Origin of the sequence: Streptomyces sp. NPDC006296 (assembly GCF_040613235.1) — a bacterium.
Classification (GTDB): domain Bacteria; phylum Actinomycetota; class Actinomycetes; order Streptomycetales; family Streptomycetaceae; genus Streptomyces.
The window spans coordinates 1-21,142 of the sequence record NZ_JBEXRT010000067.1 but is presented as its reverse complement, the minus strand read 5'-3'; the positions used below and the strand labels follow the sequence as shown (position 1 = coordinate 21,142).

General features: G+C 69.0%; 20 protein-coding genes, 1 tRNA gene and 1 pseudogene. 11 read left to right on the top strand and 11 right to left on the bottom strand.

Going from position 1 to position 21,142, the window contains the following annotated elements:
* Positions 1-247 precede the first annotated feature (247 nt).
* The 3 genes from ABZ172_RS29150 to ABZ172_RS29140 all read right to left on the bottom strand — a co-directional run bounded on the left by ABZ172_RS29150 (position 248) and on the right by ABZ172_RS29140 (position 1,756).
* Positions 248-649: a DNA-binding protein gene (locus ABZ172_RS29150; protein WP_356888195.1), complete on the bottom strand. Its 402-nt coding sequence runs from the start codon at positions 647-649 to the stop codon at positions 248-250.
* Positions 646-894, bottom strand: coding sequence for a type II toxin-antitoxin system CcdA family antitoxin (locus ABZ172_RS29145; protein ID WP_356888193.1), 249 nt, complete (start codon positions 892-894; stop codon positions 646-648). Before ABZ172_RS29145 ends, ABZ172_RS29150 begins: the two co-directional genes overlap by 4 nt.
* A 187-nt stretch (positions 895-1,081) precedes the next feature.
* Positions 1,082-1,756: a TetR/AcrR family transcriptional regulator gene (locus tag ABZ172_RS29140; RefSeq protein WP_356888191.1), complete on the bottom strand. Its 675-nt coding sequence runs from the start codon at positions 1,754-1,756 to the stop codon at positions 1,082-1,084.
* 115 nt (positions 1,757-1,871) lie between these two features.
* Between ABZ172_RS29140 and ABZ172_RS29135 the strand changes: the two genes are divergently transcribed.
* Positions 1,872-3,323: an amidase gene (locus ABZ172_RS29135; RefSeq protein WP_356888189.1), complete on the top strand. Its 1,452-nt coding sequence runs from the start codon at positions 1,872-1,874 to the stop codon at positions 3,321-3,323.
* Positions 3,324-3,908: 585 nt separating this feature from the next.
* Here the strand turns inward: ABZ172_RS29135 and ABZ172_RS29130 are convergent.
* The 3 genes and pseudogenes from ABZ172_RS29130 to ABZ172_RS29120 form a co-directional block, all read right to left on the bottom strand.
* Positions 3,909-4,579: pseudogene (locus tag ABZ172_RS29130) on the bottom strand (nucleotidyl transferase AbiEii/AbiGii toxin family protein).
* Positions 4,576-4,923 carry a transcriptional regulator gene (locus ABZ172_RS29125; RefSeq protein ID WP_356888187.1) on the bottom strand — a complete coding sequence of 116 codons (348 nt, stop codon included), beginning with the start codon at positions 4,921-4,923 and terminating at the stop codon, positions 4,576-4,578. Before ABZ172_RS29125 ends, ABZ172_RS29130 begins: the two are co-directional and overlap by 4 nt.
* 97 nt (positions 4,924-5,020) lie before the next feature.
* A tRNA-Gly gene (locus tag ABZ172_RS29120) sits at positions 5,021-5,094 on the bottom strand.
* Between the two features lie 231 nt (positions 5,095-5,325).
* Between ABZ172_RS29120 and ABZ172_RS29115 the strand changes: the two genes are divergently transcribed.
* From ABZ172_RS29115 to ABZ172_RS29105, 3 genes are all read left to right on the top strand, one after another.
* A complete protein-coding gene (locus ABZ172_RS29115; RefSeq protein WP_356888197.1) occupies positions 5,326-5,490 on the top strand; it encodes a hypothetical protein in 165 nt (54 codons plus the stop codon).
* A 68-nt stretch (positions 5,491-5,558) separates the two neighbouring features.
* Positions 5,559-6,134: a dCTP deaminase gene (dcd, locus tag ABZ172_RS29110; protein WP_356888185.1), complete on the top strand. Its 576-nt coding sequence runs from the start codon at positions 5,559-5,561 to the stop codon at positions 6,132-6,134.
* Between the two features lie 6 nt (positions 6,135-6,140).
* Entirely contained in the window at positions 6,141-6,641 is a 501-nt protein-coding gene (locus ABZ172_RS29105; RefSeq protein ID WP_356888183.1) for a phosphoribosyltransferase, read from the top strand.
* Positions 6,642-6,779: 138 nt separating this feature from the next.
* Here the strand turns inward: ABZ172_RS29105 and ABZ172_RS29100 are convergent, their stop codons facing one another.
* From ABZ172_RS29100 to ABZ172_RS29090, 3 genes are all read right to left on the bottom strand, one after another.
* Positions 6,780-7,706, bottom strand: coding sequence for a Yip1 family protein (locus ABZ172_RS29100; protein WP_356888181.1), 927 nt, complete (start codon positions 7,704-7,706; stop codon positions 6,780-6,782).
* Between the two features lie 454 nt (positions 7,707-8,160).
* Positions 8,161-10,440 (bottom strand): (Fe-S)-binding protein, encoded by a 2,280-nt coding sequence (locus tag ABZ172_RS29095; RefSeq protein ID WP_356888179.1) that lies wholly within the window; start codon positions 10,438-10,440, stop codon positions 8,161-8,163.
* 91 nt (positions 10,441-10,531) lie between these two features.
* The gene (locus tag ABZ172_RS29090) at positions 10,532-11,092 is read right to left on the bottom strand and encodes a sugar transferase (RefSeq protein WP_356888177.1); all 561 of its coding nucleotides are present in this window, start codon (positions 11,090-11,092) and stop codon (positions 10,532-10,534) included.
* 582 nt (positions 11,093-11,674) lie between these two features.
* On the opposite strand from ABZ172_RS29090, the gene dnaK reads away from it, so the two are divergent.
* From dnaK to ABZ172_RS29070, 4 genes are all read left to right on the top strand, one after another.
* A complete protein-coding gene (gene dnaK / locus ABZ172_RS29085) occupies positions 11,675-13,528 on the top strand; it encodes a molecular chaperone DnaK (protein WP_356888175.1) in 1,854 nt (617 codons plus the stop codon).
* Complete coding sequence (grpE, locus tag ABZ172_RS29080; RefSeq protein WP_356888173.1) at positions 13,525-14,178, top strand: nucleotide exchange factor GrpE; 654 nt, start codon at positions 13,525-13,527, stop codon at positions 14,176-14,178. The genes dnaK and grpE overlap by 4 nt, the downstream gene beginning before the upstream one ends.
* A gap of 93 nt (positions 14,179-14,271) precedes the next feature.
* Positions 14,272-15,465, top strand: a complete 1,194-nt coding sequence (dnaJ, locus tag ABZ172_RS29075) for a molecular chaperone DnaJ (protein ID WP_356888171.1) — start codon at positions 14,272-14,274, stop codon at positions 15,463-15,465.
* 1 nt (position 15,466) lies between these two features.
* Positions 15,467-15,913: a helix-turn-helix domain-containing protein gene (locus ABZ172_RS29070; RefSeq protein ID WP_356888169.1), complete on the top strand. Its 447-nt coding sequence runs from the start codon at positions 15,467-15,469 to the stop codon at positions 15,911-15,913.
* A 95-nt stretch (positions 15,914-16,008) separates the two neighbouring features.
* Here ABZ172_RS29070 and ABZ172_RS29065 read toward each other — a convergent pair whose 3' ends face one another.
* Entirely contained in the window at positions 16,009-16,992 is a 984-nt protein-coding gene (locus ABZ172_RS29065) for a helix-turn-helix transcriptional regulator (RefSeq protein WP_356888167.1), read from the bottom strand.
* A 134-nt stretch (positions 16,993-17,126) separates the two neighbouring features.
* On the opposite strand from ABZ172_RS29065, the gene ABZ172_RS29060 reads away from it, so the two are divergent.
* Together ABZ172_RS29060 and ABZ172_RS29055 are read left to right on the top strand one after the other, a co-directional pair.
* Positions 17,127-17,408 (top strand): hypothetical protein, encoded by a 282-nt coding sequence (locus ABZ172_RS29060; RefSeq protein ID WP_356888165.1) that lies wholly within the window; start codon positions 17,127-17,129, stop codon positions 17,406-17,408.
* On the top strand, positions 17,405-17,725 hold the full coding sequence (locus tag ABZ172_RS29055; protein ID WP_014155382.1) for a hypothetical protein: 321 nt from the start codon (positions 17,405-17,407) through the stop codon (positions 17,723-17,725). The genes ABZ172_RS29060 and ABZ172_RS29055 overlap by 4 nt, the downstream gene beginning before the upstream one ends.
* Positions 17,726-17,835: 110 nt before the next feature.
* Here ABZ172_RS29055 and ABZ172_RS29050 read toward each other — a convergent pair whose 3' ends face one another.
* Entirely contained in the window at positions 17,836-18,237 is a 402-nt protein-coding gene (locus ABZ172_RS29050; RefSeq protein ID WP_356888163.1) for a TIGR03618 family F420-dependent PPOX class oxidoreductase, read from the bottom strand.
* 137 nt (positions 18,238-18,374) lie between these two features.
* Here ABZ172_RS29050 and clpB point away from each other — a divergent pair, with 137 nt between their 5' ends.
* A complete protein-coding gene (clpB, locus tag ABZ172_RS29045) occupies positions 18,375-20,975 on the top strand; it encodes an ATP-dependent chaperone ClpB (RefSeq protein ID WP_356888161.1) in 2,601 nt (866 codons plus the stop codon).
* Positions 20,976-21,142 lie beyond the last annotated feature (167 nt).

Below are 21,142 nucleotides of genomic sequence, written 5' to 3'. Positions count from 1 at the left end.
CGTTCGTGATCGGACAGTTCCAACGGCAACGGCTTCGGACCAGGCATTGCCCCACCCTATAACCGCAAGTGAACTACCGACTCAGGACACTAGGTTGCTGCAGAGGCTCTGACCTGCAATTTTGAATTGGTCAGATGAGCGGCTCCCGCTCTCTGGGAACCGTATCTGACCGCTGTTGCCCGCTCTGCTGGGCATGGATGGGGCACAAGACCAGCAGTGCGATGCGTGCTCCGGGCGGGCCGTCTGGTCAGAAGGGGATGATGCGGACTTGGTTGCCGCAGAGCTTGGTCATGTCATCGCTGTCGGACGTCAGTAGGGCGACGGGTTTCGGCTGGCGGAGCGCGACCTCGGCGACCGTGGCGTCGATGGCGTACTTGTGGCCGTGCAGTCCGGCGCCTTTGAGGAGCTCGGCCGCCGCTTTCGCCGCCTGCTCGGTGACGGGCTCAACCTTGACTCGGGACAGGGCCCAGTTCAGGCGGGGCATGTCGGTGCGGGAGTGGCTGACTTCCACGATGGTGTTCGCCCCGATCACGAGGTCGGCTCCCATGTCGTGGAAGACCTGCAGCATCGCGAGGAGCTTGCGGTCCTGTGCGATCCAGGCGGACAGTCCTTCCGAGCCCAGGACGACGGTCTCGATGCGCTCGCTCACGCGGCGTCCGCGCCCTGGGAAGAGCCGGCGGAGCCGAAGATCTTCGCGTGAGCCGCAGCGAGCTCCTCGTCACTGAAGGAGCCGTGTTCTTCCTCATGGCGGCGGAGGTCGTCGCCCAGGAGCTGGTGCCGGATCTGACGGGCCACGGCCTCCGCCACATAGCCGGAGACGTTGTCCGTGAGCTTGCGAAGCTCCGCCACCTGGTCGCTGGGAAGCGTGACGGTGATGCGAGTCGTTGAGGACATGAACCCAGCATGCTGGAGTATGCATGCACCGCCTGGGCTTCTGCTCTCGATGCTGAACGCCGAGAGGGCAGGGTCCGCGCTGCGTGGGTCCCGGGTCCGCCCGGCTGACGTCTCTGCGTCCGCCACTCTCGGTCGACCAACTCAGTGCGTCGATCACGCAGACGACCACGACGATCCCAAGGTACGGCTACGCACTCGCATGCCTGCATTGAGTGGGATTCGGGCCGGGGCGCGGACGGTCAGTCGGCCGCGCTGTGTGCGCCGAGGGGGAGCGGTGCCGGTCCACGATTCCCTCCACAACTTTCATCAGGCGGTCTCCCGTCTGATCGATGCTTCCGTTCTGTGTGCTGACCTGGGCTCCTTCGAGTGCGAAGGTGATCTCGGCCGCGGCCTGTCCGGGGTCGCGCATCTGAGCTTCGGTGCACATGCCGATCAGCCTGCGGGTCTGGTGGGCCTTGTGGTCCTCGATCACTTGCCGTGCCGGATGAAGGCGGTCGGGAAGCTCGGCGAGGGAGTTGATGAACGGGCAACCCCTGTATGAGATCGCCGACAGCCCCTCGGCGATGAATCGGGCCAGGCCCAGAATCTGCTCCTCGGGCCGGTCGGGATATTCGGCTTCCACCCGGTCGAAAGCCGCCTGATAGTCCGCGGCGACGATCCGCAGCCACTCCGCGACCAGCGCGTCCTTGGTCTCGAAGTGCCGGTAGATCGCCATTTTGGTGGTCTCGGCCTTGTCGGCGATCGCCTGGACCCCCACCAGCCGGATCCCTTCTCTCTCGAAGAGCTCTTCGGCGGCGTCGAGAATGCGCTCACGAGGCGGCAGCTTCGCCACTCTGCTCGGCCTGCTGAGGGTCGATGCCATGACTACTCCGGTCGATCGTGCGGTTCACGCCCTGGCCATGGTACCAGTCAGACCCAGGCGATACCGTCGGGTATCGTTCGGCACTCAACGGTATCTTTCTTGGTGGGGAGTGACAGTGGAAGTTTCTGAGTACGTGAGTTTCGACGCGGTCGGGCTGGCGGAGCTGGTGGCCGAGGGCGAGGTACTCCCCGCCGAGTTGGAGGCAGTCGCACGCCAAGCTGTGCAGGCAGTTGATCCGCAGATCAACGCCGTCGTGGAGACCTGGCTGACCGACGACGAACCTGCCCCTGGCAGCACACCACTGGCCGGCGTCCCCTTTCTGATCAAAGACATCGCGGTGGCCATGGCCGGGAGGCGGATGGAGTTGGGAAGCCGCCTGGCGGCCGGTAACGTCGCCGGCGCCGACTCCTCGCTGATGCAGCGCTTCCGGCGCGCGGGCCTCGTGACGTTCGGGCGCACCACGACACCGGAGATGGCTTATGGCATCTCGACGGAATCTGCGTTGTACGGCGTGACCCGTAACCCGTGGGATTTGGAGCGCAGCGCAGGCGGGTCCAGTGGAGGCGCTGCCGCCGCTGTCGCCGCCGGGGTGGTTCCGGTCGCCCATGGCACCGATGCCGCCGGATCGCTCCGTATCCCCGCCGCTTACAACGGCCTCTTCGGGATCAAGCCGACCCGTGGCCGGGTGTCCATGGGGCCCGACGTCGACGAGGTCTTCAGCGGCCTGGCCGTCCACGGCAGCGTCAGCCGCACCGTACGCGACAGTGCGGTACTGCTTGACCAGATACGCGGCCCGGAATCGGGCGACCCCTACTTCGCCCCGCAGCCGTCACGGCCGTACGCGGAGGAAGTCACCCGTCATCCGGGCTCGTTGCGCATCGGTGTTCTCGCCCAGGCGTGGGGCGGACACCGCACCACCGCACCGGTGACCGACGCCCTCTCCCGCACCGTGCGGTTGCTTGAATTCCTTGGTCATCAGGTAACGGAGGTTGAGGTCGGCCTCGGCGTCGGCTGGGAGGAATTCGTCCTGGCCAACACCCGACTCATGACGGTGAACCTCACCACCCTGGTCCACGGGCTGGCCGCAGCCTTCGGCCGTCCCATCGACTCCTCGACCCTTGAACCGGCGACCCTCGCCGGCTACCACTACGGGCATCGGGTCGGCGGCGCGCAATTCCACACCGCTCTCGCGATGCGGAACCGGGTGGCCCGAAGCCTGGCGCGGTACTTCGACGAGTACGACATCCTCCTCACGCCAACCCTGCCGGAGCCTCCCGTGTCTCTCGGCACTCACACGGAGGGTGCGGAGGCACTGGACGGCCTCGGCTGGATCGAGCGCATCAATGACCTGTCGCCGTTCACCATGCCGTTCAATGTGGCAGGCACACCCGCCATATCCGTACCCGTGACGGCCGACGCCGGGACGGGGCTCCCGGTCGGCATGCAGTTCGCCGCCGGATATGGCCTCGAAGGCCGGCTCTTCCGCCTCGCCGGACAACTCGAACAGGCAAGTCCGTGGTCAGGCCGAATCCCCACGGTATGGGCAGGGAATCATTCAGCCCGCTGAAGAATGCTCCCCTCACGCTGCAGAGGGACATCGGCGGATTGCTGCCGGTCGCAGGACCGATAACTCTCGTGGCCCGAGGGACGGATGCCCTCGAATGCGGCTCCTGCCGCGATCAGGAAATCCGATCTGGGCTTCCCCGCGGTGGCTGGTGGGCGCCGAGGGCACGCGTGCAGGGCGAAGGAAGGGCCATTCGCTACCCGGCGTGCCCGGGCGGCGAGTTGTCCAGCGCCGTACATGAGCGCCCCGAGGAGGGCACCGTGCGTCGACTTGGGTCGCGTAAAGGGCACGCGGCCCACACCGCGTCCAGGAAACGACGAACCCCACGGCCGTTGACCTGAGGGTTCGTGGGGGAGTGCGGGTGACGAGAATCGAACTCGCGCACTGAGCTTGGGAATCAGCGGTTCTTGGACGGCTGTAGCTGCCTTGACCTGCATATTTGCCTGGATCGGTCGAGGCCCACGTGGTCTCTGGGCGCCGTGCTTGACCGCTGCTGTCCCCTCCGAAGGGCACGGATGTGGCACGGTCGTTGAGGGCTGAGCAACCTGAGGTGCATCCTGCCGAGCACGTCCGGTCTCTGTGCGGCCCTCAGCCTTCGTGCGGAGTTTCCCGCTCCTGGAGTCGTTCGCCGATGTCGCCGGCCCAAGTCTGTGCCCACTGCCGCAGCCTGGAGATTGCTTGCTCGTCGAGTCCGTAGGCGGCGAATTCCGTGTCGTCGATCCAGTCGGCTCCGCCCAGCCGAGCTTGCAGCTCGCTCAGGTCGAAGGAGTCGCGGGCATGGCGCCGTCCGAGTTCTTCGAGTTCGACGTGACTCCACTGGTTCGCTGCGTCTGAACGTCGATCAGGTCTCTGGCGAGCCCGCGGTCGGACAGCGCGCGGACCTTGGTTCCGACGACATCCTCGAGTGACAGCACCAAGCCGTGCTCGGTCTGCACAGGTGGTCGCCAGAGGGCTTCCTTGAGGATGTCGACTTCGCACTCTTCACGGCTGGTGGGATCGGTGACGATCAGGCGCGCGGACAGGGGGTCTGCTTCCAGAGCACTGACCTGCCACCCGCGCTGCTCCAAGCCGATGCGCACGGCAGTCGCAATGTCCTCCATACGCTCGGGGTTCTCGGTCGCGACGTCGAGGTCCTGGCTGAGCCGGTCGACCAGGCCGTGCGCTTGGACCGCGTAGCCACCGGTAAGCGCCAGAGGGTATGCACCGCCTACGGCAAGCACGTCTGCCAGCAAGCGACGGTGCAGGTCGGTGAGGTTCACGCCGCGGCCTGGGCGCTGTGAGCCAACTCGTCGAAGGCGCGTTCCCAGACTTCACGGACATCACGGCTGATCAGTGTGCGCAGTGTGGGCCACAAGCTGACGAGGAGGCTGCGATTGAGATACCGGACCAGATCATCGTGCTGGCCCTCGGCCAGCACGATGCGGTAGTAGCTCATCCGCAGCCGGGGCTGATCGAGGTCGAAAGTGGTCAGTCCCGACCACGCCAGGTGGAGTGGCAGGCTCACTGTGCCGTGCTCGGGGCCGGCGAGCTCGGAGAGCGCCGCGGGTGCGCGCCGGGCAAACTTGGCACGGCGGAGATCGGAAAGGCTGGGCTGTGATGCCATACCCCGATTATCCAGGGAGGAGCCGCTGGGGGCCGACCGGACGGTGACAAGGTGCTGCATACAAAGAAGCCCCGGCCGTTGGCCTGGGGCTTTTTCATGGAGCGGGTGACGAGAATCGAACTCGCGCTCTGAGCTTGGGAAGCTCATGTTCTACCATTAAACTACACCCGCGAGGCACGCCATGATCGGCTGTGCATCGTCGCACACTCTACCCCATCGCTGGCCCCCGGTGTGCTCGCCGTGGGGTCCGCGGGGCGTTCCGGTGGGTGGATGCGGTGGTGGGGCGCGGTAGTTGAAGGCGTAGCGTGAGTGGTCGGAGTGCCGCCTGGAGTGGCGTCCTGTTCATCCCCTAATGTGGCGATCTCGTCCAAGGCTGGTTGGGGAAGGGACTTGATGGAGTCGATGGAGCGCACCGTCGTCCGCTGTGCCGAAGGGCACGTTTTTGCCGCGTCGTCGTTCCCGATGCAGCAGCTCGGGGCCGAGCGGATCGGGCCCGGGCGGCTCATGCGCTGCCCGCGCTGTGCGCGGTTGCGGCAGGCTGTTCCCGTGGCGTTCGAGGAGCGTTAGGGCAAGGGCGCAGGCGCGCGGGGCGGTCCGGTTGGGGTCGGCTCGCGCGTTCTGCGTATCCTCGGTGGGTGCTTCTCTCAGATAAGGACCTCCGGGCCGAGATCGATGCCGGGCGGGTTCGCATTGACCCGTTCGACGCTTCGATGGTGCAGCCCTCGAGCATCGATGTGCGGTTGGACCGCTACTTCCGGGTGTTCGAGAACCACCGCTATCCGCATATCGACCCCGCCGTGGAGCAGGTCGACCTGACCCGCCAGGTCGAGCCCGAGGGCGACGAGGCGTTCATCCTCCACCCCGGGGAGTTCGTCCTGGCCTCGACGTACGAGGTCATCTCGCTCCCCGACGACCTGGCGTCGCGCCTGGAGGGGAAGAGCTCGCTCGGCCGGCTCGGGCTGGTGACGCATTCCACCGCCGGGTTCATCGACCCCGGCTTCTCGGGCCACGTCACCCTGGAGCTCTCGAATCTGGCGACGCTGCCGATAAAGCTCTGGCCGGGAATGAAGATCGGGCAGCTGTGCATGTTCCGGCTGTCCTCGTCCTCCGAATTCCCGTACGGATCCGAGCGGTACGGATCGCGTTATCAGGGCCAGCGAGGCCCGACGGCCTCGCGTTCCTACATGAATTTCCATCGGACTCAGGTGTGATACTGCATGGCTGCTGAAGCGCGGGAGAATCTGACGTACGAGGCCTTCGGGCACGCCGTGCGCGAGCTGGCCCAGGCGGTCGCCGACGACGGCTTCGAGCCCGACGTCGTGCTGAGCATCGCGCGCGGCGGGGTCTTCGTCGCGGGTGGTCTGGCCTACGCCCTGGACTGCAAGAACATCCATCTGGTGAACGTCGAGTTCTACACCGGCATCGGGACCACGCTGGAGATGCCGGTCATGCTGGCTCCCGTCCCCAACGCCATCGACTTCACGCGGAAGAAGGTCCTGATCGCCGATGACGTCGCCGACACCGGCAAGACGCTGAAGCTGGTCCGCGACTTCTGCATCGACCACGTGGCCGAGGTGCGCAGCGCGGTCATCTACGAGAAGCCGCAGTCGCTCGTGCAGTGCGAGTACGTGTGGAAGAGGACCGATCAGTGGATCAACTTCCCGTGGAGCGTGGAGAGGCCGGTCGTCCGTCGCACGGGCCAGGTGCTCGACTCGTAGTCCTCGACCCGCAGTCCTCGACGCGCAGCTCTCGGGCGGCAGCCGTGCGGAAGGGCCCCGGTGCACGGCACCGGGGCCCTTCCGCACGTCCGACCGTTTCCGATCGAGGCCGACCGTTTCCGGTCGGCGTCGACCGGATCAGATCGTGCCGAGCTTGATGATCGAGAGCAGTGCGATCAGCTGGATCGCGGAGGCGCCGAGGGCCTTCGGCCACGGCAGGTCGTGCGACTTGCTCACCATCGAGGTGAACAGCGCTCCGGCGGCCAGCCAGGTGACCCAGCCGAGGATCTGCACCAGGGAGTTCTCGCCGCCGAGGAACAGGGCGAAGACCAGGCGTGGTGCGTCCGTGATCGACATGATGAGCATCGACAGGCCCACCGTCGGCTGCCACGCGCCCGTGCCGCCGAGCTGCCGGGCCAGGGTGTGGGTCACCGCGCCCAGGACCAGTCCGCCGATGACGAAGCCGACACCGGTGAAGATCACGTACGGGGCGGCCGTCGAGACCTCCGCGTGGATGGCGTCGTCGCGCGCCTGGTCGAAGCCGAAGAGCGCGAGCAGCCCGTAGACGAACGTGACGGTGATCGCGGTGCCCCACACGGGGTAGTCGCGCATCTGCCAGAACGTCGGTCCCGGCCGCAGCACGATGCCGCTCAGCAGCTGCTTCCAGTGCAGCCGGGGGCCCGAGGGCTGCGCCGGGGCCTGGCCGGCCTGGTAGGTGTTCCCGTCGCCGTACGGGTCCTCGCCGATGCTGAACGCCTGGGTGTGCCCCGGGGCGTTGGCGTAGGGGTCCTGCTGCGAGGGCTGGTGGTACGGGTCGCCGAAGTACTCCGGTTCGCCGTGTCCGCCCGCGTGTCCGTTGCCACCCCCGTGTCCGTTGCCGCCGTGCCCGCCGCCGTACGGCGCGCCCTGGGGGCCTCCGTACGGTGCTCCGTCGCCCCCTGCCGGGGGCCACGACTGCCTGCCGTAGGGCGGCGGTGATGACTGCGCGCCGTACGGCTGTTGCTGCTGCGGGTGTTGTTGCTGTGTGCGGTTGTCCCGGCCGCGTCCGATCCTGAATCCAGCCACACGACGAACGTACCTGGTCCGTGCCGGTGCGGTGTGGGGGCCGGGGGAACACGGGGCCCTTTGCGGCCTAGCTGTGACATCCCCTAGGGGGACCCCGGGGGGCCTGCCCCACCCCGTCCCGGCCCGTCCTGGCCCGTTGCGGCCCGTTGCGGCCCGTCCCCTGCCCGTTGCGGGCACGCCGGGGATCTCCTGACCGCCCGCGGTGCTCCGCCCTGGGCCCGGTCGCCGCCCGGCCCTCCGTGCCCTGTCCGGCCCGTCCGCGACGCCCCCGGGACGAAAGCGCGGTGTACCCCCGTCCGGGTGCCGGAGGCCGCAGGAGCCCGTGCCGGGCGGTGTCTCCGGCGCCCGTGCCGCCCCCGGGTGCCTCCGGCGCGCCCGTGCCGGTCCCGGGACGGACCGAAGCGGCCGGTCCTGCCCCCGAGGCAGGTCCGGCCGCTTCCGTGGTGCGGGACGGCTACGGGACGGGTTCCGGCTCCGACCCGGCCGGCTCCGCCTCGCCCTCCGGATCGGCGGGCGTCTTCACCGAGTCCAGGAGCAGCTGCGACACGTCGACGACCTGCACCGACTCCTTCGCCTTGCCGTCGTTCTTCTTGCCGTTGACCGAGTCGGTCAGCATGACGAGGCAGAACGGGCACGCGGTGGACACGATGTCCGGGTCGAGCGAGAGGGCTTCGTCGACGCGCTCGTTGTTGATGCGTTTGCCGATCCGCTCCTCCATCCACATACGGGCACCGCCGGCGCCGCAGCAGAAGCCGCGCTCCTTGTGCCGGTGCATCTCCTCGTTCCGCAGGCCCGGGACCTTGGCGATGATCTCGCGCGGGGGCGTGTAGATCTTGTTGTGCCGGCCCAGGTAGCAGGGGTCGTGGTACGTGATCAGGCCTTCGACCGGCGTCACGGGGATCAGCCGGCCCTCGTCCACCAGGTGCTGGAGCAGCTGCGTGTGGTGGATGACCTCGTACTCGCCGCCGAGCTGCGGGTACTCGTTCGCGATGGTGTTGAAGCAGTGCGGGCAGGTCGCGACGATCTTCTTCGTCGCCTTCGGCTTCCTGGTCGACTCGTCCACGCCGCCCTCGTCGTCGAGGGACTCGCCGAACGCCATGTTCAGCATCGCGACGTTCTCCTGGCCGAGCTGCTGGAACAGCGGCTCGTTGCCGAGGCGGCGGGCGGAGTCACCGGTGCACTTCTCGTCGCCGCCCATGATCGCGAACTTGACGCCCGCGATGTGCAGGAGCTCCGCGAAGGCCTTCGTCGTCTTCTTGGCGCGGTCCTCCAGGGCGCCGGCGCAGCCGACCCAGTACAGGTAGTCGACCTCGCTGAGGTCCTCGACGTCCTTGCCGACGATCGGGACCTCGAAGTCGACCTCCTTGGTCCACTCGACGCGCTGCTTCTTGGCGAGCCCCCAGGGGTTGCCCTTCTTCTCCAGGTTCTTGAGCATCGTGCCCGCCTCGGACGGGAACGCGGACTCGATCATCACCTGGTAGCGGCGCATGTCGACGATGTGGTCGATGTGCTCGATGTCGACCGGGCACTGCTCCACGCACGCGCCGCAGGTGGTGCAGGACCACAGCACGTCCGGGTCGATGACGCCGTTCTCCTCGGCGGTGCCGATCAGCGGGCGCTCGGCCTCGGCGAGTGCGGCCGCGGGGACGTCCTCGAGCTGCTCCGCGGTGGCCTTCTCGTTGCCCTCCATGTCCTTGCCGCCGCCGGCCAGCAGGTACGGCGCCTTGGCGTGCGCGTGGTCGCGCAGGGACATGACCAGGAGCTTCGGGGACAGCGGCTTGCCGGTGTTCCAGGCGGGGCACTGCGACTGGCAGCGACCGCACTCGGTGCACGTGGAGAAGTCGAGGATGCCCTTCCAGGAGAACTGCTCGACCTGGGAGACGCCGAAGGTGTCGTCCTCGCCCGGGTCCTCCCAGTCGATCTCCTTGCCGCCCGTGGTCATCGGCTGCAGGGCGCCGAGCGCGACCGCACCGTCGGCGTTCCGCTTGAACCAGATGTTCGGGAAGCCGAGGAAGCGGTGCCAGGCGACACCCATGTTGGTGTTGAGGGAGACCGTGATCATCCAGATCAGCGAGGTGCCGATCTTGATCATCGCGGTGAGGTAGATGAGGTTCTGGAGGGTGCCGAGCGCCAGGCCCTTGAAGGCGAGGACCAGGGGGTACGAGACGAAGTACGCGGCCTCGTAGCCCTCGACGTGGTGGATCGCGCCCTCCAGCCCGCGCAGGGCCAGGATCGCGAGGCCGATCACGAGGATGACGTACTCGACGAAGTACGCCTGCCAGGCCTTGGAGCCGGCGAAGCGCGACTTGCGGCCCGCCCGGGAGGGCAGGTTCAGGAGCCGGATGGCCATCAGCGTGACGATGCCGAGCACGGTCATGATGCCGATGAACTCGATGTACATCTCGAACGGCAGCCATCCGCCGACGATCGGCAGGACCCAGTCGGCCCGGAAGAGCTGCCCGTACGCCTGCAGCAGCGTCGGTGGCAGGGTCAGGAAGCCGATGGCGACGAACCAGTGGGCGAAGCCCACGATCCCCCACCGGTTCATCCGGGTGTGGCCGAGGAATTCCTTGACCAGGGTGATCGTGCGCTGCTTGGGGTCGTCGGTGCGGCTGCCTGCCGGCACCGGCTGTCCGAGGCGGACGAACCGGTAGATCTGCGCGACGGCTCGGGCGATGAGCGCAACGCCGACGACGGTCAGCACCAGCGACACGATGATCGCGGCGAGTTGCATGTGGGGCTCCTCGGGCCTGCGAGGGTGGGATCCAGCGCGTACAAGTGATTACTAAGCAGTAACTTAATCAGTCTGTGCTGACACTATCCACTTATTCCGCCACGCTGTAGCCGGGCAGTCGGTGATCTGTGTCGCTCGGACGGGCCTTTCCCGGGTGGCGCAGTCCGCGGACGGCCGCACGGAGGGGGATGTGTGCGGATCGCGCCAGGATCACCAGGTCGAGCCCCGTCCCATGATGCTCTGCGTAGTGCGCGTCCAGGAGGGCGGGTTCGTCCCAGGGCATTCCGGAGCGGGCCCGCACCTGGGCCAGACCGGTCAGTCCCGGCCGGACCGAGTGCCGCCAGCGCGCCGGGGCGGGCCCGAGGCGGGCGGTCTCCTCGGGGGTGAGCGGCGCCGGGCCGACGAGCGAGAGGTCTCCCCGCACGACGTGCGGCAGCCGGGAGAGCAGGTCGAGCCGGAACCGCCGGGTGCGCAGCGAGCGCAGTTCGAAGGACCGGCCGCGGAGCCCGATCCGCGTCTCGCGCCGCAGTACGCCGCTCCGGCCCGGGGGTGGCTGGAGCGCCAGGACCAGGGCGGCGAGCGCGAGCGCCGGGGCCGCCAGGAGCAGCAGCGACGAGCCGAGCACCACGTCCAGCGTGCGTTTGGCGGTCATGGCCGCGAGCGCGCCGGCCAGACGGTCGGCCGCCCGCGCGGCGCGGGCCACCGCGGCCGCACGAGCCGTCCCGGCGGCCCGTGCGGCGGCCCCGGCGAGGCGTGCCGCGGCGTCGGTGGCCGCCCCTGTGGCGGGGTGCTGCGCCCCTCGCGTCCGGCGTGGCCCCCGCGCCCCCTGCGTTCCGGTCCTCTGTGCCCCCTGCGTCCCTCGCGCCCCTCGCGTGCCCCGTGTTCTTCGTGTCGCCGTCCGCTTCGCGTTCCGCATTGCACCTGCCCGGAGTCGATGACGGGACGGTATGACCGTCTCGATGCATTTTGTGACAGAACGATCCCACGGTGCGAAGGTGGGAGAGGAGTGTGCGGCGCGCCGCACAGGGAAGGTGTCGCGGTCGCGGCCGTCCCGGGGGCGGTCCCGCTGCCCGTCCGGCGCACCTCGTGCATCGCTCCTGCCAGAGAAAACACCTGATCAAGGCATGTCTGAGCACATAAGTTGAGCGTAAGCGACTCAGGTCCTTTGACTCCGGGGTGGGTGTCATGCATCCTTGAGTCAGATCCACTCAAGTAGTCATCTGGAGGAATTGAAATGGCACGTGCGGTCGGCATCGACCTGGGCACGACTAACTCCGTCGTCAGCGTTCTCGAAGGCGGCGAGCCCACCGTCATCACCAACGCCGAGGGCGCCAGGACCACGCCGTCCGTCGTCGCCTTCGCCAAGAACGGCGAGGTGCTCGTCGGCGAGGTCGCGAAGCGCCAGGCGGTCACCAACGTCGACAGGACGATCCGTTCGGTCAAGCGCCACATGGGCACGGACTGGAAGATCGAGCTCGACGGCAAGAACTTCAACCCGCAGCAGATGAGCGCCTTCATCCTGCAGAAGCTGAAGCGCGACGCCGAGTCCTACCTGGGCGAGAAGGTCACCGACGCGGTGATCACCGTCCCGGCGTACTTCAACGACTCCGAGCGTCAGGCGACCAAGGAGGCCGGTGAGATCGCGGGCCTCAACGTCCTGCGCATCGTCAACGAGCCGACCGCCGCCGCCCTGGCGTACGGCCTTGACAAGGACGACCAGACGATCCTCGTCTTCGACCTCGGTGGCGGCACCTTCGACGTGTCCCTCCTGGAGATCGGCGACGGCGTCGTCGAGGTGAAGGCCACCAACGGTGACAACCACCTCGGTGGTGACGACTGGGACCAGCGGGTCGTCGACCACCTGGTGAAGCAGTTCGCCAACGGGCACGGCGTGGACCTGTCCAAGGACAAGATGGCTCTCCAGCGTCTCCGCGAGGCCGCGGAGAAGGCGAAGATCGAGCTCTCGTCCTCGACCGAGACCACGATCAACCTGCCTTACATCACGGCGTCCGCCGAGGGCCCGCTGCACCTGGACGAGAAGCTCACGCGCTCGCAGTTCCAGCAGCTGACCGCGGACCTCCTGGACCGCTGCAAGAACCCGTTCCACAACGTCATCAAGGACGCGGGCATCCAGCTCTCCGAGATCGACCACGTCGTTCTCGTCGGTGGCTCGACCCGTATGCCGGCCGTCGCCGAGCTCGTCAAGGAGCTCACCGGCGGTCAGGACGCCAACAAGGGTGTGAACCCGGACGAGGTCGTCGCCATCGGCGCCTCGCTCCAGGCCGGTGTCCTCAAGGGCGAGGTCAAGGACGTCCTGCTCCTCGACGTGACCCCGCTGTCCCTCGGCATCGAGACCAAGGGAGGGATCATGACGAAGCTCATCGAGCGCAACACCACGATCCCGACCAAGCGTTCCGAGATCTTCACGACGGCCGAGGACAACCAGCCGTCCGTGCAGATCCAGGTCTACCAGGGCGAGCGCGAGATCGCGGCGTACAACAAGAAGCTCGGGATGTTCGAGCTCACCGGTCTGCCGCCGGCCCCGCGCGGTGTGCCGCAGATCGAGGTCGCCTTCGACATCGACGCCAACGGCATCATGCACGTCGCGGCCAAGGACCTCGGCACCGGCAAGGAGCAGAAGATGACCGTCACCGGTGGCTCCTCGCTGCCGAAGGACGAGGTCAACCGGATGCGCGAAGAGGCCGAGCAGTACGCCGACGAGGACCACCGCCGCCGTGAGGCCGCCGAGTCCCGCAACCAGGGCGAGCAGCTCGTCTACCAGACGGAGAAGTTCCTCAAGGACAATGAGGACAAGGTCCCCGGCGACGTGAAGACGGAGGTGGAGACCGCGCTCACCGAGCTGAAGGAGAAGCTCAAGGGCGAGGACACCGCCGAGATCCGCACGGCCACCGAGAAGGTCGCGGCCGTCTCCCAGAAGCTGGGCCAGGCGATGTACGCCAACACCCAGACCGAGGGTGGCGCGCCGGGTGCCGAGGCGCCGGGCGACGGCCAGGCCAAGGCCGACGACGACGTCGTCGACGCCGAGATCGTGGACGACGAGAAGGACACGAAGGGCGGTGCGGCGTGACCGAGGAGACTCCGGGCTTCGAAGAGAAGCCTGACGTCCCCTCCGGCGCCAGCTCCGACGACGCCGAGCCGAAGGCCGCCGCCGCCCCCTCCGAGGAGGAGGCGGCGGCCCCGGCCGGGGACGTACAGCAGACAGCGGCACTGACGGCTCAGCTGGACCAGGTGCGTACCGCGCTCAACGAGCGCACGGGCGACCTCCAGCGGCTCCAGGCCGAGTACCAGAACTACCGCCGCCGCGTCGAGCGCGACCGGGTGACGGTCAAGGAGGTCGCGGCAGCGGGTCTGCTGACCGAGCTCCTGCCGGTGCTGGACGACGTCGGCCGGGCGCGGGAGCACGGCGAGCTGGTCGGCGGCTTCAAGTCGGTGGCCGAGTCGCTGGAGACGATCGTCGCGAAGCTGGGCCTCCAGCAGTTCGGCAAGGAGGGCGAGCCCTTCGACCCGACGATCCACGAGGCCCTGATGCACTCGTACGCGCCGGACGTCACCGAGACGACCTGCGTGGCGATCCTGCAGCCCGGGTATCGCATCGGGGAGCGCACCATCCGCCCCGCGCGCGTGGCCGTGGCCGAGCCGCAGCCGGGCGCCGCGCCCGCGGCGGCGAAGGAAGAGAAGGCAGACGACGAGGAGAGCGGTGGCACCGAAGAGGTCTGACATTCCGTCCGACCACTGCGGTGCACACCGACGGGGCGTGCGGCCGGCCACCGGGCCGGCCGCACGGCCGATCGTCCGGAAGGAGGGACGTCGATGAGCACGAAGGACTTCGTCGAGAAGGACTACTACAAGGTTCTCGGCGTCCCCAAGGACGCCACCGACGCCGAGGTCAAGAAGGCGTACCGGAAGCTCGCCCGCGAGAACCACCCGGACGCCAACAAGGGCGACGCCAAGGCCGAGGAGCGCTTCAAGGCGATCTCCGAGGCGAACGACGTCCTCGGTGACCCGAAGCGGCGCAAGGAGTACGACGAGGCGCGCGCCCTCTTCGGCAACGGAGGCTTCCGGCCGGGTCCCGGCGGCGCGGGCGGCAACTTCAACTTCGACCTGGGCGACCTCTTCGGAGGCGCCCCCGGCGGTGGCCAGGCGCCCGGCGGCGGCGGGTTCGGCGGCGGGGGCGGCGGCGGTCTGGGCGACGTCTTCGGCGGACTGTTCAACCGCGGCGGTGCGGGCACCCGTGTCCAGCCGCGGCGCGGCCAGGACATCGAGTCCGAGGTGACGCTCAGCTTCACCGAGGCGGTCGACGGGGCCACGGTCCCGCTGCGGATGTCCAGCCAGGCACCCTGCAAGGCGTGTTCGGGCACCGGCGACAAGAACGGCACCCCGAGGGTCTGCCCGACGTGCGTCGGCACCGGCCAGGTGTCGCGCGGCACCGGCGGCGGCTTCTCGCTGACCGACCCCTGCGTCGACTGCAAGGGCCGGGGCCTCATCGCCCAGGACCCCTGCGACGTCTGCAAGGGCAGCGGCCGGGCGAAGTCCGCCCGCACCATGCAGGTCAGGATCCCCGCGGGGGTGTCGGACGGCCAGCGGATCCGGCTGCGCGGCAAGGGCAGCCCGGGCGAGCGCGGCGGTCCGGCCGGCGACCTCTACGTCGTCGTCCACGTCGACGCGCACCCGGTGTTCGGCCGCAAGGGCGACAACCTCACCGTCACCGTGCCCGTCACCTTCCCGGAGGCGGCGCTCGGCGGCGAGGTCAAGGTGCCCACGCTCGGCGGACCCCCGGTCACCCTGAAACTCCCGCCGGGCACGCCCAACGGACGTACCATGCGGGCCCGGGGCAAGGGCGCCGTGCGCAAGGACGGCACCCGGGGCGACCTCCTGGTCACCGTCGAGGTGTCCGTGCCCACGGAGCTCGGCGCGGACGCCCGGGACGCGCTGGAGGCCTACCGGAAGGCGACCGCGGGGGAGGACCCGCGGGCGGAGCTGTTCCAGGCTGCGAAGGGAGCTTGAGATGGACGGCCGTCGACGCAATCCGTACCAGCTGACCGATGAATCACCGGTCTACGTGATCTCGATCGCGGCCCAGCTCTCGGGCCTGCACCCGCAGACACTGCGCCAGTACGACCGTCTCGGCCTGGTCTCGCCCGACCGTACGGCGGGGCGCGGCCGGCGTTACTCGGCCCGTGACATCGAGCTGCTGCGCACCGTGCAGCAGCTGTCGCAGGACGAGGGCATCAACCTCGCGGGCATCAAGCGGATCATCGAGCTGGAGAACCAGGTCGCCGCGCTCCAGCAGCGCGTCGCCGAGCTCTCCGCGGCGGTGGACGGCGCGGCCGTCGCCATGCAGCAGCGCGAGGCCCAGGTGCACGCCTCCTACCGGCGCGACCTGGTTCCGTACCAGGACGTGCAGCACACGAGCGCACTGGTGGTCTGGCGGCCCAAGCGGCCGAAGGACTGAAGCGACCGGGAAGGGGCCGGTCCGGGAGCCTTCGGGCTTGCGGGCCGGCCCCTTCGCCGTGCCGGCGTGCGGGGGCGCGTGGCCGGGGCTCCGGGTCAGGAGTCCTCGTCCAGCATGCCGGACCGGGCGATCAGATAGCCGAGCTGGGCCCGGCTCGTGCTGCCGAGGGTGGCGGACAGCTTCGCCACGTGGGACCGGCAGGTGCGGACGTTCATGCCGAGGCGGCGGGCGATCGAGTCGTCCACGTGCCCCTCGACGAGGAGCTGGGCGATGGAGCGCTGGACACCGCTGATGCCCTTGGTCGGCGGGTCGTACCGCACCTCGCCGAGCAGCGGGGACGCCCGGCTCCACAGCTGCTCGAAGACCTTCACCAGGTAGTTCACGAGCCCGGGGTGGCGCAGTTCGAGGGCGACCTGGTCGTCGTTCTGGGCGGGGATGAACGCCACCGTCCGGTCGAAGACCAGGAGGCGCTCGATGAGCTCCTCCAGGGTGCGGATCTCCACCTTGTCGTTGGCCAGGCGTGCCGCGTAGGCGAGCGTCCCCTGGCTGTGCCGGACGGTGTGCTGGTAGAGCGTGCGCATGCTGACGCCCCGGCCGACGACCGACAGGGCGCGTTCCAGCCCCTCGCTGAGGCGGTCCTCGCCCCGGTCCCCGCCCGGCTGGACGGTGAGGACCTCCCGGCGGCACTCGGCGGTGGCGAGGTCGAGGGCGGCGTTGATCCGGTGGCCGCCCTCCAGCACCGTGATGGCGTGGGTGGTCGGCGGGTCCTGGGCGCTGATGTCCATGAACGGTTCGAAGGACTCGGCTAGCTCGACGGACCTGCGCCGGCGTTCCTTGATCTCCCGCTCGATGGGGTGCAGGCGCTGGGCCAGCGCGGCGGACGGGGGGACGGGCCTGAGCCAGGCGGAGTCGTCCGGGTCGGGGTGCAGGAGGGCGAAGTCCATCAGGCAGGGGGCGGGGCCGACCTCCGCGCGGGAAATGCGACCGGAACGCAGGGCGCTGGCGTAGAGACGCTTGCCCTCCTCACACAGGTCGGCGATCCCGTGAGGATGTGTCCCTCTTGTGTGGCTTGTGGTCATATCTCCACCCCCCATGTTCCTGAACATGCAGGAACATGATGCATCGTCCCCGTGGCGTTGTGGGGCCCAGGTGAGACATCGTCGTGGGTGCGGGGGAGAGGAATCCACAAGTGAGGACGAAGCCGACTATGGACATGCGAAAGCTTCGCTCGGTGCTTGCCGGCGCATTTGCCGTGGCCCTGGCCTTCGGCGTGGCGAGCGGCGTGGCCGGCAGCGCATCCGGGCCGGGTGAGATCAGCTGGTCGGAGCAGGCGGTGGGGGCGGACGAGATCAGCTGGTCCGTGAAGGCGGCTCCGGGTGACGAGATCAGCTGGTCCGTGAAGGCGGCTCCGGGTGACGAGATCAGCTGGGGCATGCCCACGGTGGCCTCGGACGAGATCAGCTGGGGTGCGCCGAAGGGCGCAGCGGGCGCATGACCACCCCACCGGACGACCGCACCTTCCGACGGGAGATGGCCACGGCATATCGCTCAGGGTGGCATTTCATCGATCTGCTCACGGCGCTCACCCGCCAGGGCGATTCGTTGATGGTCACCCTGTTCGGAGAGCCGATCGTCGTCGTGATGGAAACGGATGACGACATCCGCGCCTATCGCTGTCTTCGCCGGCCGCGCGGAGCGCCTCAGCCTGTTCGATGTGCCGTGCGGTACGGCATGATTTTCGTGAATCTCGATCAGCGTGACCACGAGCTGTTCGAACCAGAAACCATTTCCGCCACCCCCCGCAGTGCCTGAACGATTCCCCCGTCGTTCCATGTCGTTCCGGCACTTCCCCCACACAACGGCGCCATCGTGACCTGAACACGATGGCGCCGTTGTGCTGACCGGAATGCGTGGGCGGCGGTTCAGCCCTTTCCGAGCGCCCGGTCGACGGCGATCTCGATGACGACCCGTTCCGGGTTGTGCCGCGGTGTGCGCTCGTAGCGCTCCGCGTAGCGGCGTACCGCGTCCTCGACCTGCTCGGGCTCCGTGCGGACCACCGCGCGGCCCTCCAGCGTCGCCCAGCGGCGCCCCTGCATCTGGCAGACCGCGACCCGTGCCCCCTCCGGGCCCGCGGCCAGGACGTGGGCGGCCTTCCGGGTGTTCCCGCCGGTGATGACGCGGGCGATGCGCGTCTCCGGGTCGTACGTCACGCCGACGGGCACCACGTGCGGTGTGCCGTCCGGGCGGAGCGTGGTCAGGGTGCACACGTGGCGCTCCCGCCAGAAGGCGAGGTAGGCCGGGCCGGGGTTGCGTACGTCAGGCATGGGGCCAGCCTAGAGAGAGGGCGGGACAGGTGCCCGGAGAGGTGCCGGAGCAGCATTGAGTGGAATAGACTCAACTTTGTACCCGTTGTTCGAGTCATGGTTCCCGAGAACCCCCGTACGAGGAGGAGACAGCGCCCGTGGACGCCGAGCTGACCAACAAGAGCCGGGACGCCCTCAACGCGGCCACCGGCAGGGCCGTCAAGGACGGACACCCGGACCTGACCCCCGGGCACCTGCTGCTGGCACTGCTCGCGGGCGAGGACAACGCGAACATCACCGACCTGCTGGCCACCGTCGAGGCCGACCAGGCGGCCGTGCGTGCGGAGACCGAGCGGCTCCTGGGCGCGCTGCCCAGCGTCACCGGATCGACCGTCGCCCCGCCGCAGCCCACCCGCGAGCTGCTCGCCGTCCTCGCCGACGCCGACCGGCGCGCCAAGGAGCTCGGGGACGACTACCTCTCCACCGAGCACCTGCTGATCGCCCTGGCGGCGAAGGGCGGCCGTGCCGGTGAGATCCTCGACGGACAGGGCGCCGGTGCGAAGAAGCTGCTGGACGCATTCGAGAAGAGCAGGGGAGGGCGCCGGGTGACCACTCCCGACCCCGAGGGCCAGTACAAGGCGCTGGAGAAGTTCGGCACGGACTTCACGGCCGCCGCGCGCGAGGGCAAGCTCGACCCGGTCATCGGCCGTGACCAGGAGATCCGCCGCGTCGTCCAGGTGCTGTCGCGCCGTACGAAGAACAACCCCGTGCTCATCGGCGAGCCGGGCGTCGGCAAGACGGCCGTCGTCGAGGGCCTCGCCCAGCGCATCGTCAAGGGCGACGTCCCCGAGTCCCTGCGGAACAAGCGGCTCGTGTCGCTGGACCTCGGTGCGATGGTCGCGGGCGCCAAGTACCGCGGTGAGTTCGAGGAGCGCCTCAAGACCGTCCTCTCGGAGATCAAGGAGAGCGACGGCCAGATCATCACCTTCATCGACGAGCTGCACACCGTCGTCGGGGCGGGCGCGGGCGGCGACTCCGCGATGGACGCCGGCAACATGCTGAAGCCGATGCTCGCCCGGGGCGAGCTGCGCATGGTCGGCGCCACCACGCTCGACGAGTACCGCGAGCGCATCGAGAAGGACCCCGCCCTGGAGCGCCGCTTCCAGCAGGTCATGGTCGCCGAGCCGTCCGTCGAGGACACCATCGCGATCCTGCGCGGGCTCAAAGGCCGCTACGAGGCGCACCACAAGGTCCAGATCGCCGACTCCTCGCTGGTGGCCGCCGCGACCCTCTCGGACCGCTACATCACCTCCCGCTTCCTTCCCGACAAGGCGATCGACCTCGTCGACGAGGCGGCCTCCCGGCTCCGCATGGAGATCGACAGCTCCCCCCTGGAGATCGACGAGCTCCAGCGCTCCGTGGACCGGCTGCACATGGAGGAGCTGGCGCTCAGGAACGAGACCGACCAGGGCTCCAGGCAGCGCCTGGAGAAGATCCGCCGCGACCTCGCCGACAAGGAGGAGGAGCTGCGCGGCCTCACCGCCCGCTGGGAGAAGGAGAAGCAGGGCCTCAACCGCGTCGGTGAGCTCAAGGAGCGCCTCGACGAACTGCGCGGCCAGGCGGAGCGTGCCCAGCGCGACGGCGACTTCGACACCGCGTCCAAGCTGCTCTACGGGGAGATCCCCGGCCTGGAGCGAGAGCTGGCGGAGGCGGACGAGGCCGAACAGGAGGCCGCCGTCGACACCATGGTCAAGGAGGAGGTCGGCCCGGACGACATCGCCGACGTCGTCGGCGCCTGGACCGGCATCCCGGCCGGACGCCTGCTGGAGGGCGAGACCCAGAAGCTGCTGCGCATGGAGTCCGAGCTGGGCAGGCGGCTGATCGGCCAGGGCGAGGCCGTGCGGTCCGTGTCGGACGCCGTCCGCCGCACCCGCGCGGGGATCGCCGACCCCGACCGGCCCACCGGTTCGTTCCTCTTCCTCGGCCCGACCGGGGTGGGCAAGACGGAGCTGGCCAAGGCCCTCGCGGACTTCCTGTTCGACGACGAGCGGGCCATGATCCGCATCGACATGAGCGAGTACAGCGAGAAGCACAGCGTCGCCCGGCTCGTCGGTGCCCCGCCCGGTTACGTCGGGTACGAGGAGGGCGGCCAGCTCACGGAGGCGGTCCGCCGCCGCCCGTACAGCGTCGTGCTGCTGGACGAGGTCGAGAAGGCCCACCCCGAGGTCTTCGACATCCTGCTCCAGGTGCTCGACGACGGCCGGCTCACCGACGGGCAGGGCCGGACGGTCGACTTCCGCAACACCATCCTGATCCTCACCTCCAACCTGGGCAGCCAGTTCCTGGTCGACCCCCTGACCGAGCCCGAGGCGAAGAAGGAGCGGGTGCTGGACGTCGTACGGGCCTCGTTCAAGCCGGAGTTCCTCAACCGGCTCGACGACCTGGTCGTCTTCTCCGCCCTGACCGGGGACGAGCTGGCCCACATCGCGGGCCTCCAGGTGACGCGGCTCGCCGACCGGCTGGCCGACCGCCGCATCCTGCTGGACGTCACCCCGGACGCCCTGGCCTGGCTGGCCGAGGAGGGCAACGACCCGGCGTACGGCGCCCGGCCGCTGCGCCGTCTCATCCAGACGGCCATCGGCGACCGGCTCGCGAAGGAGATCCTCGCCGGTGAGGTCAGGGACGGCGACACGGTCCGGGTGGACCGCTCCGGCGACGGCCTGACCGTGGGCCCCCCGGCGACGGCCAAGGCCCTGTAGCCGGCTCCCCGGCGACGGCCAAGACCCTGTAGCCGGCTCCCCGGCCCCGGCCGGACGGCCTCCCGTCCGGCCCGGGGCCGGGGGGGGGGGGGCCCCGGGGACCGCGCGGGCGGTACGAAAAGTAGAGGGAACAGGAAGCAGAAAGCCACCCAAGTGGCGGTGCGAGA

Excerpts from the sequence above, each read along its gene's own strand:
- ABZ172_RS29090 (WP_356888177.1), bottom strand. The coding sequence starts at position 11,092 with ATGACCGCCAAACGCACGCTGGACGTGGTGCTCGGCTCGTCGCTGCTG.
- ABZ172_RS29140 (WP_356888191.1), bottom strand. The coding sequence starts at position 1,756 with ATGGCATCGACCCTCAGCAGGCCGAGCAGAGTGGCGAAGCTGCCGCCT.
- ABZ172_RS29050 (WP_356888163.1), bottom strand. The coding sequence starts at position 18,237 with ATGCCTGACGTACGCAACCCCGGCCCGGCCTACCTCGCCTTCTGGCGG.
- ABZ172_RS29095 (WP_356888179.1), bottom strand. The coding sequence starts at position 10,440 with ATGCAACTCGCCGCGATCATCGTGTCGCTGGTGCTGACCGTCGTCGGC.
- ABZ172_RS29070 (WP_356888169.1), top strand. The coding sequence starts at position 15,467 with ATGGACGGCCGTCGACGCAATCCGTACCAGCTGACCGATGAATCACCG.
- ABZ172_RS29105 (WP_356888183.1), top strand. The coding sequence starts at position 6,141 with ATGGCTGCTGAAGCGCGGGAGAATCTGACGTACGAGGCCTTCGGGCAC.
- ABZ172_RS29060 (WP_356888165.1), top strand. The coding sequence starts at position 17,127 with ATGCGAAAGCTTCGCTCGGTGCTTGCCGGCGCATTTGCCGTGGCCCTG.
- dnaJ (WP_356888171.1), top strand. The coding sequence starts at position 14,272 with ATGAGCACGAAGGACTTCGTCGAGAAGGACTACTACAAGGTTCTCGGC.
- ABZ172_RS29145 (WP_356888193.1), bottom strand. The coding sequence starts at position 894 with ATGTCCTCAACGACTCGCATCACCGTCACGCTTCCCAGCGACCAGGTG.
- ABZ172_RS29115 (WP_356888197.1), top strand. The coding sequence starts at position 5,326 with ATGGAGCGCACCGTCGTCCGCTGTGCCGAAGGGCACGTTTTTGCCGCG.
- ABZ172_RS29055 (WP_014155382.1), top strand. The coding sequence starts at position 17,405 with ATGACCACCCCACCGGACGACCGCACCTTCCGACGGGAGATGGCCACG.
- dnaK (WP_356888175.1), top strand. The coding sequence starts at position 11,675 with ATGGCACGTGCGGTCGGCATCGACCTGGGCACGACTAACTCCGTCGTC.
- ABZ172_RS29065 (WP_356888167.1), bottom strand. The coding sequence starts at position 16,992 with ATGACCACAAGCCACACAAGAGGGACACATCCTCACGGGATCGCCGAC.
- ABZ172_RS29125 (WP_356888187.1), bottom strand. The coding sequence starts at position 4,923 with ATGGCATCACAGCCCAGCCTTTCCGATCTCCGCCGTGCCAAGTTTGCC.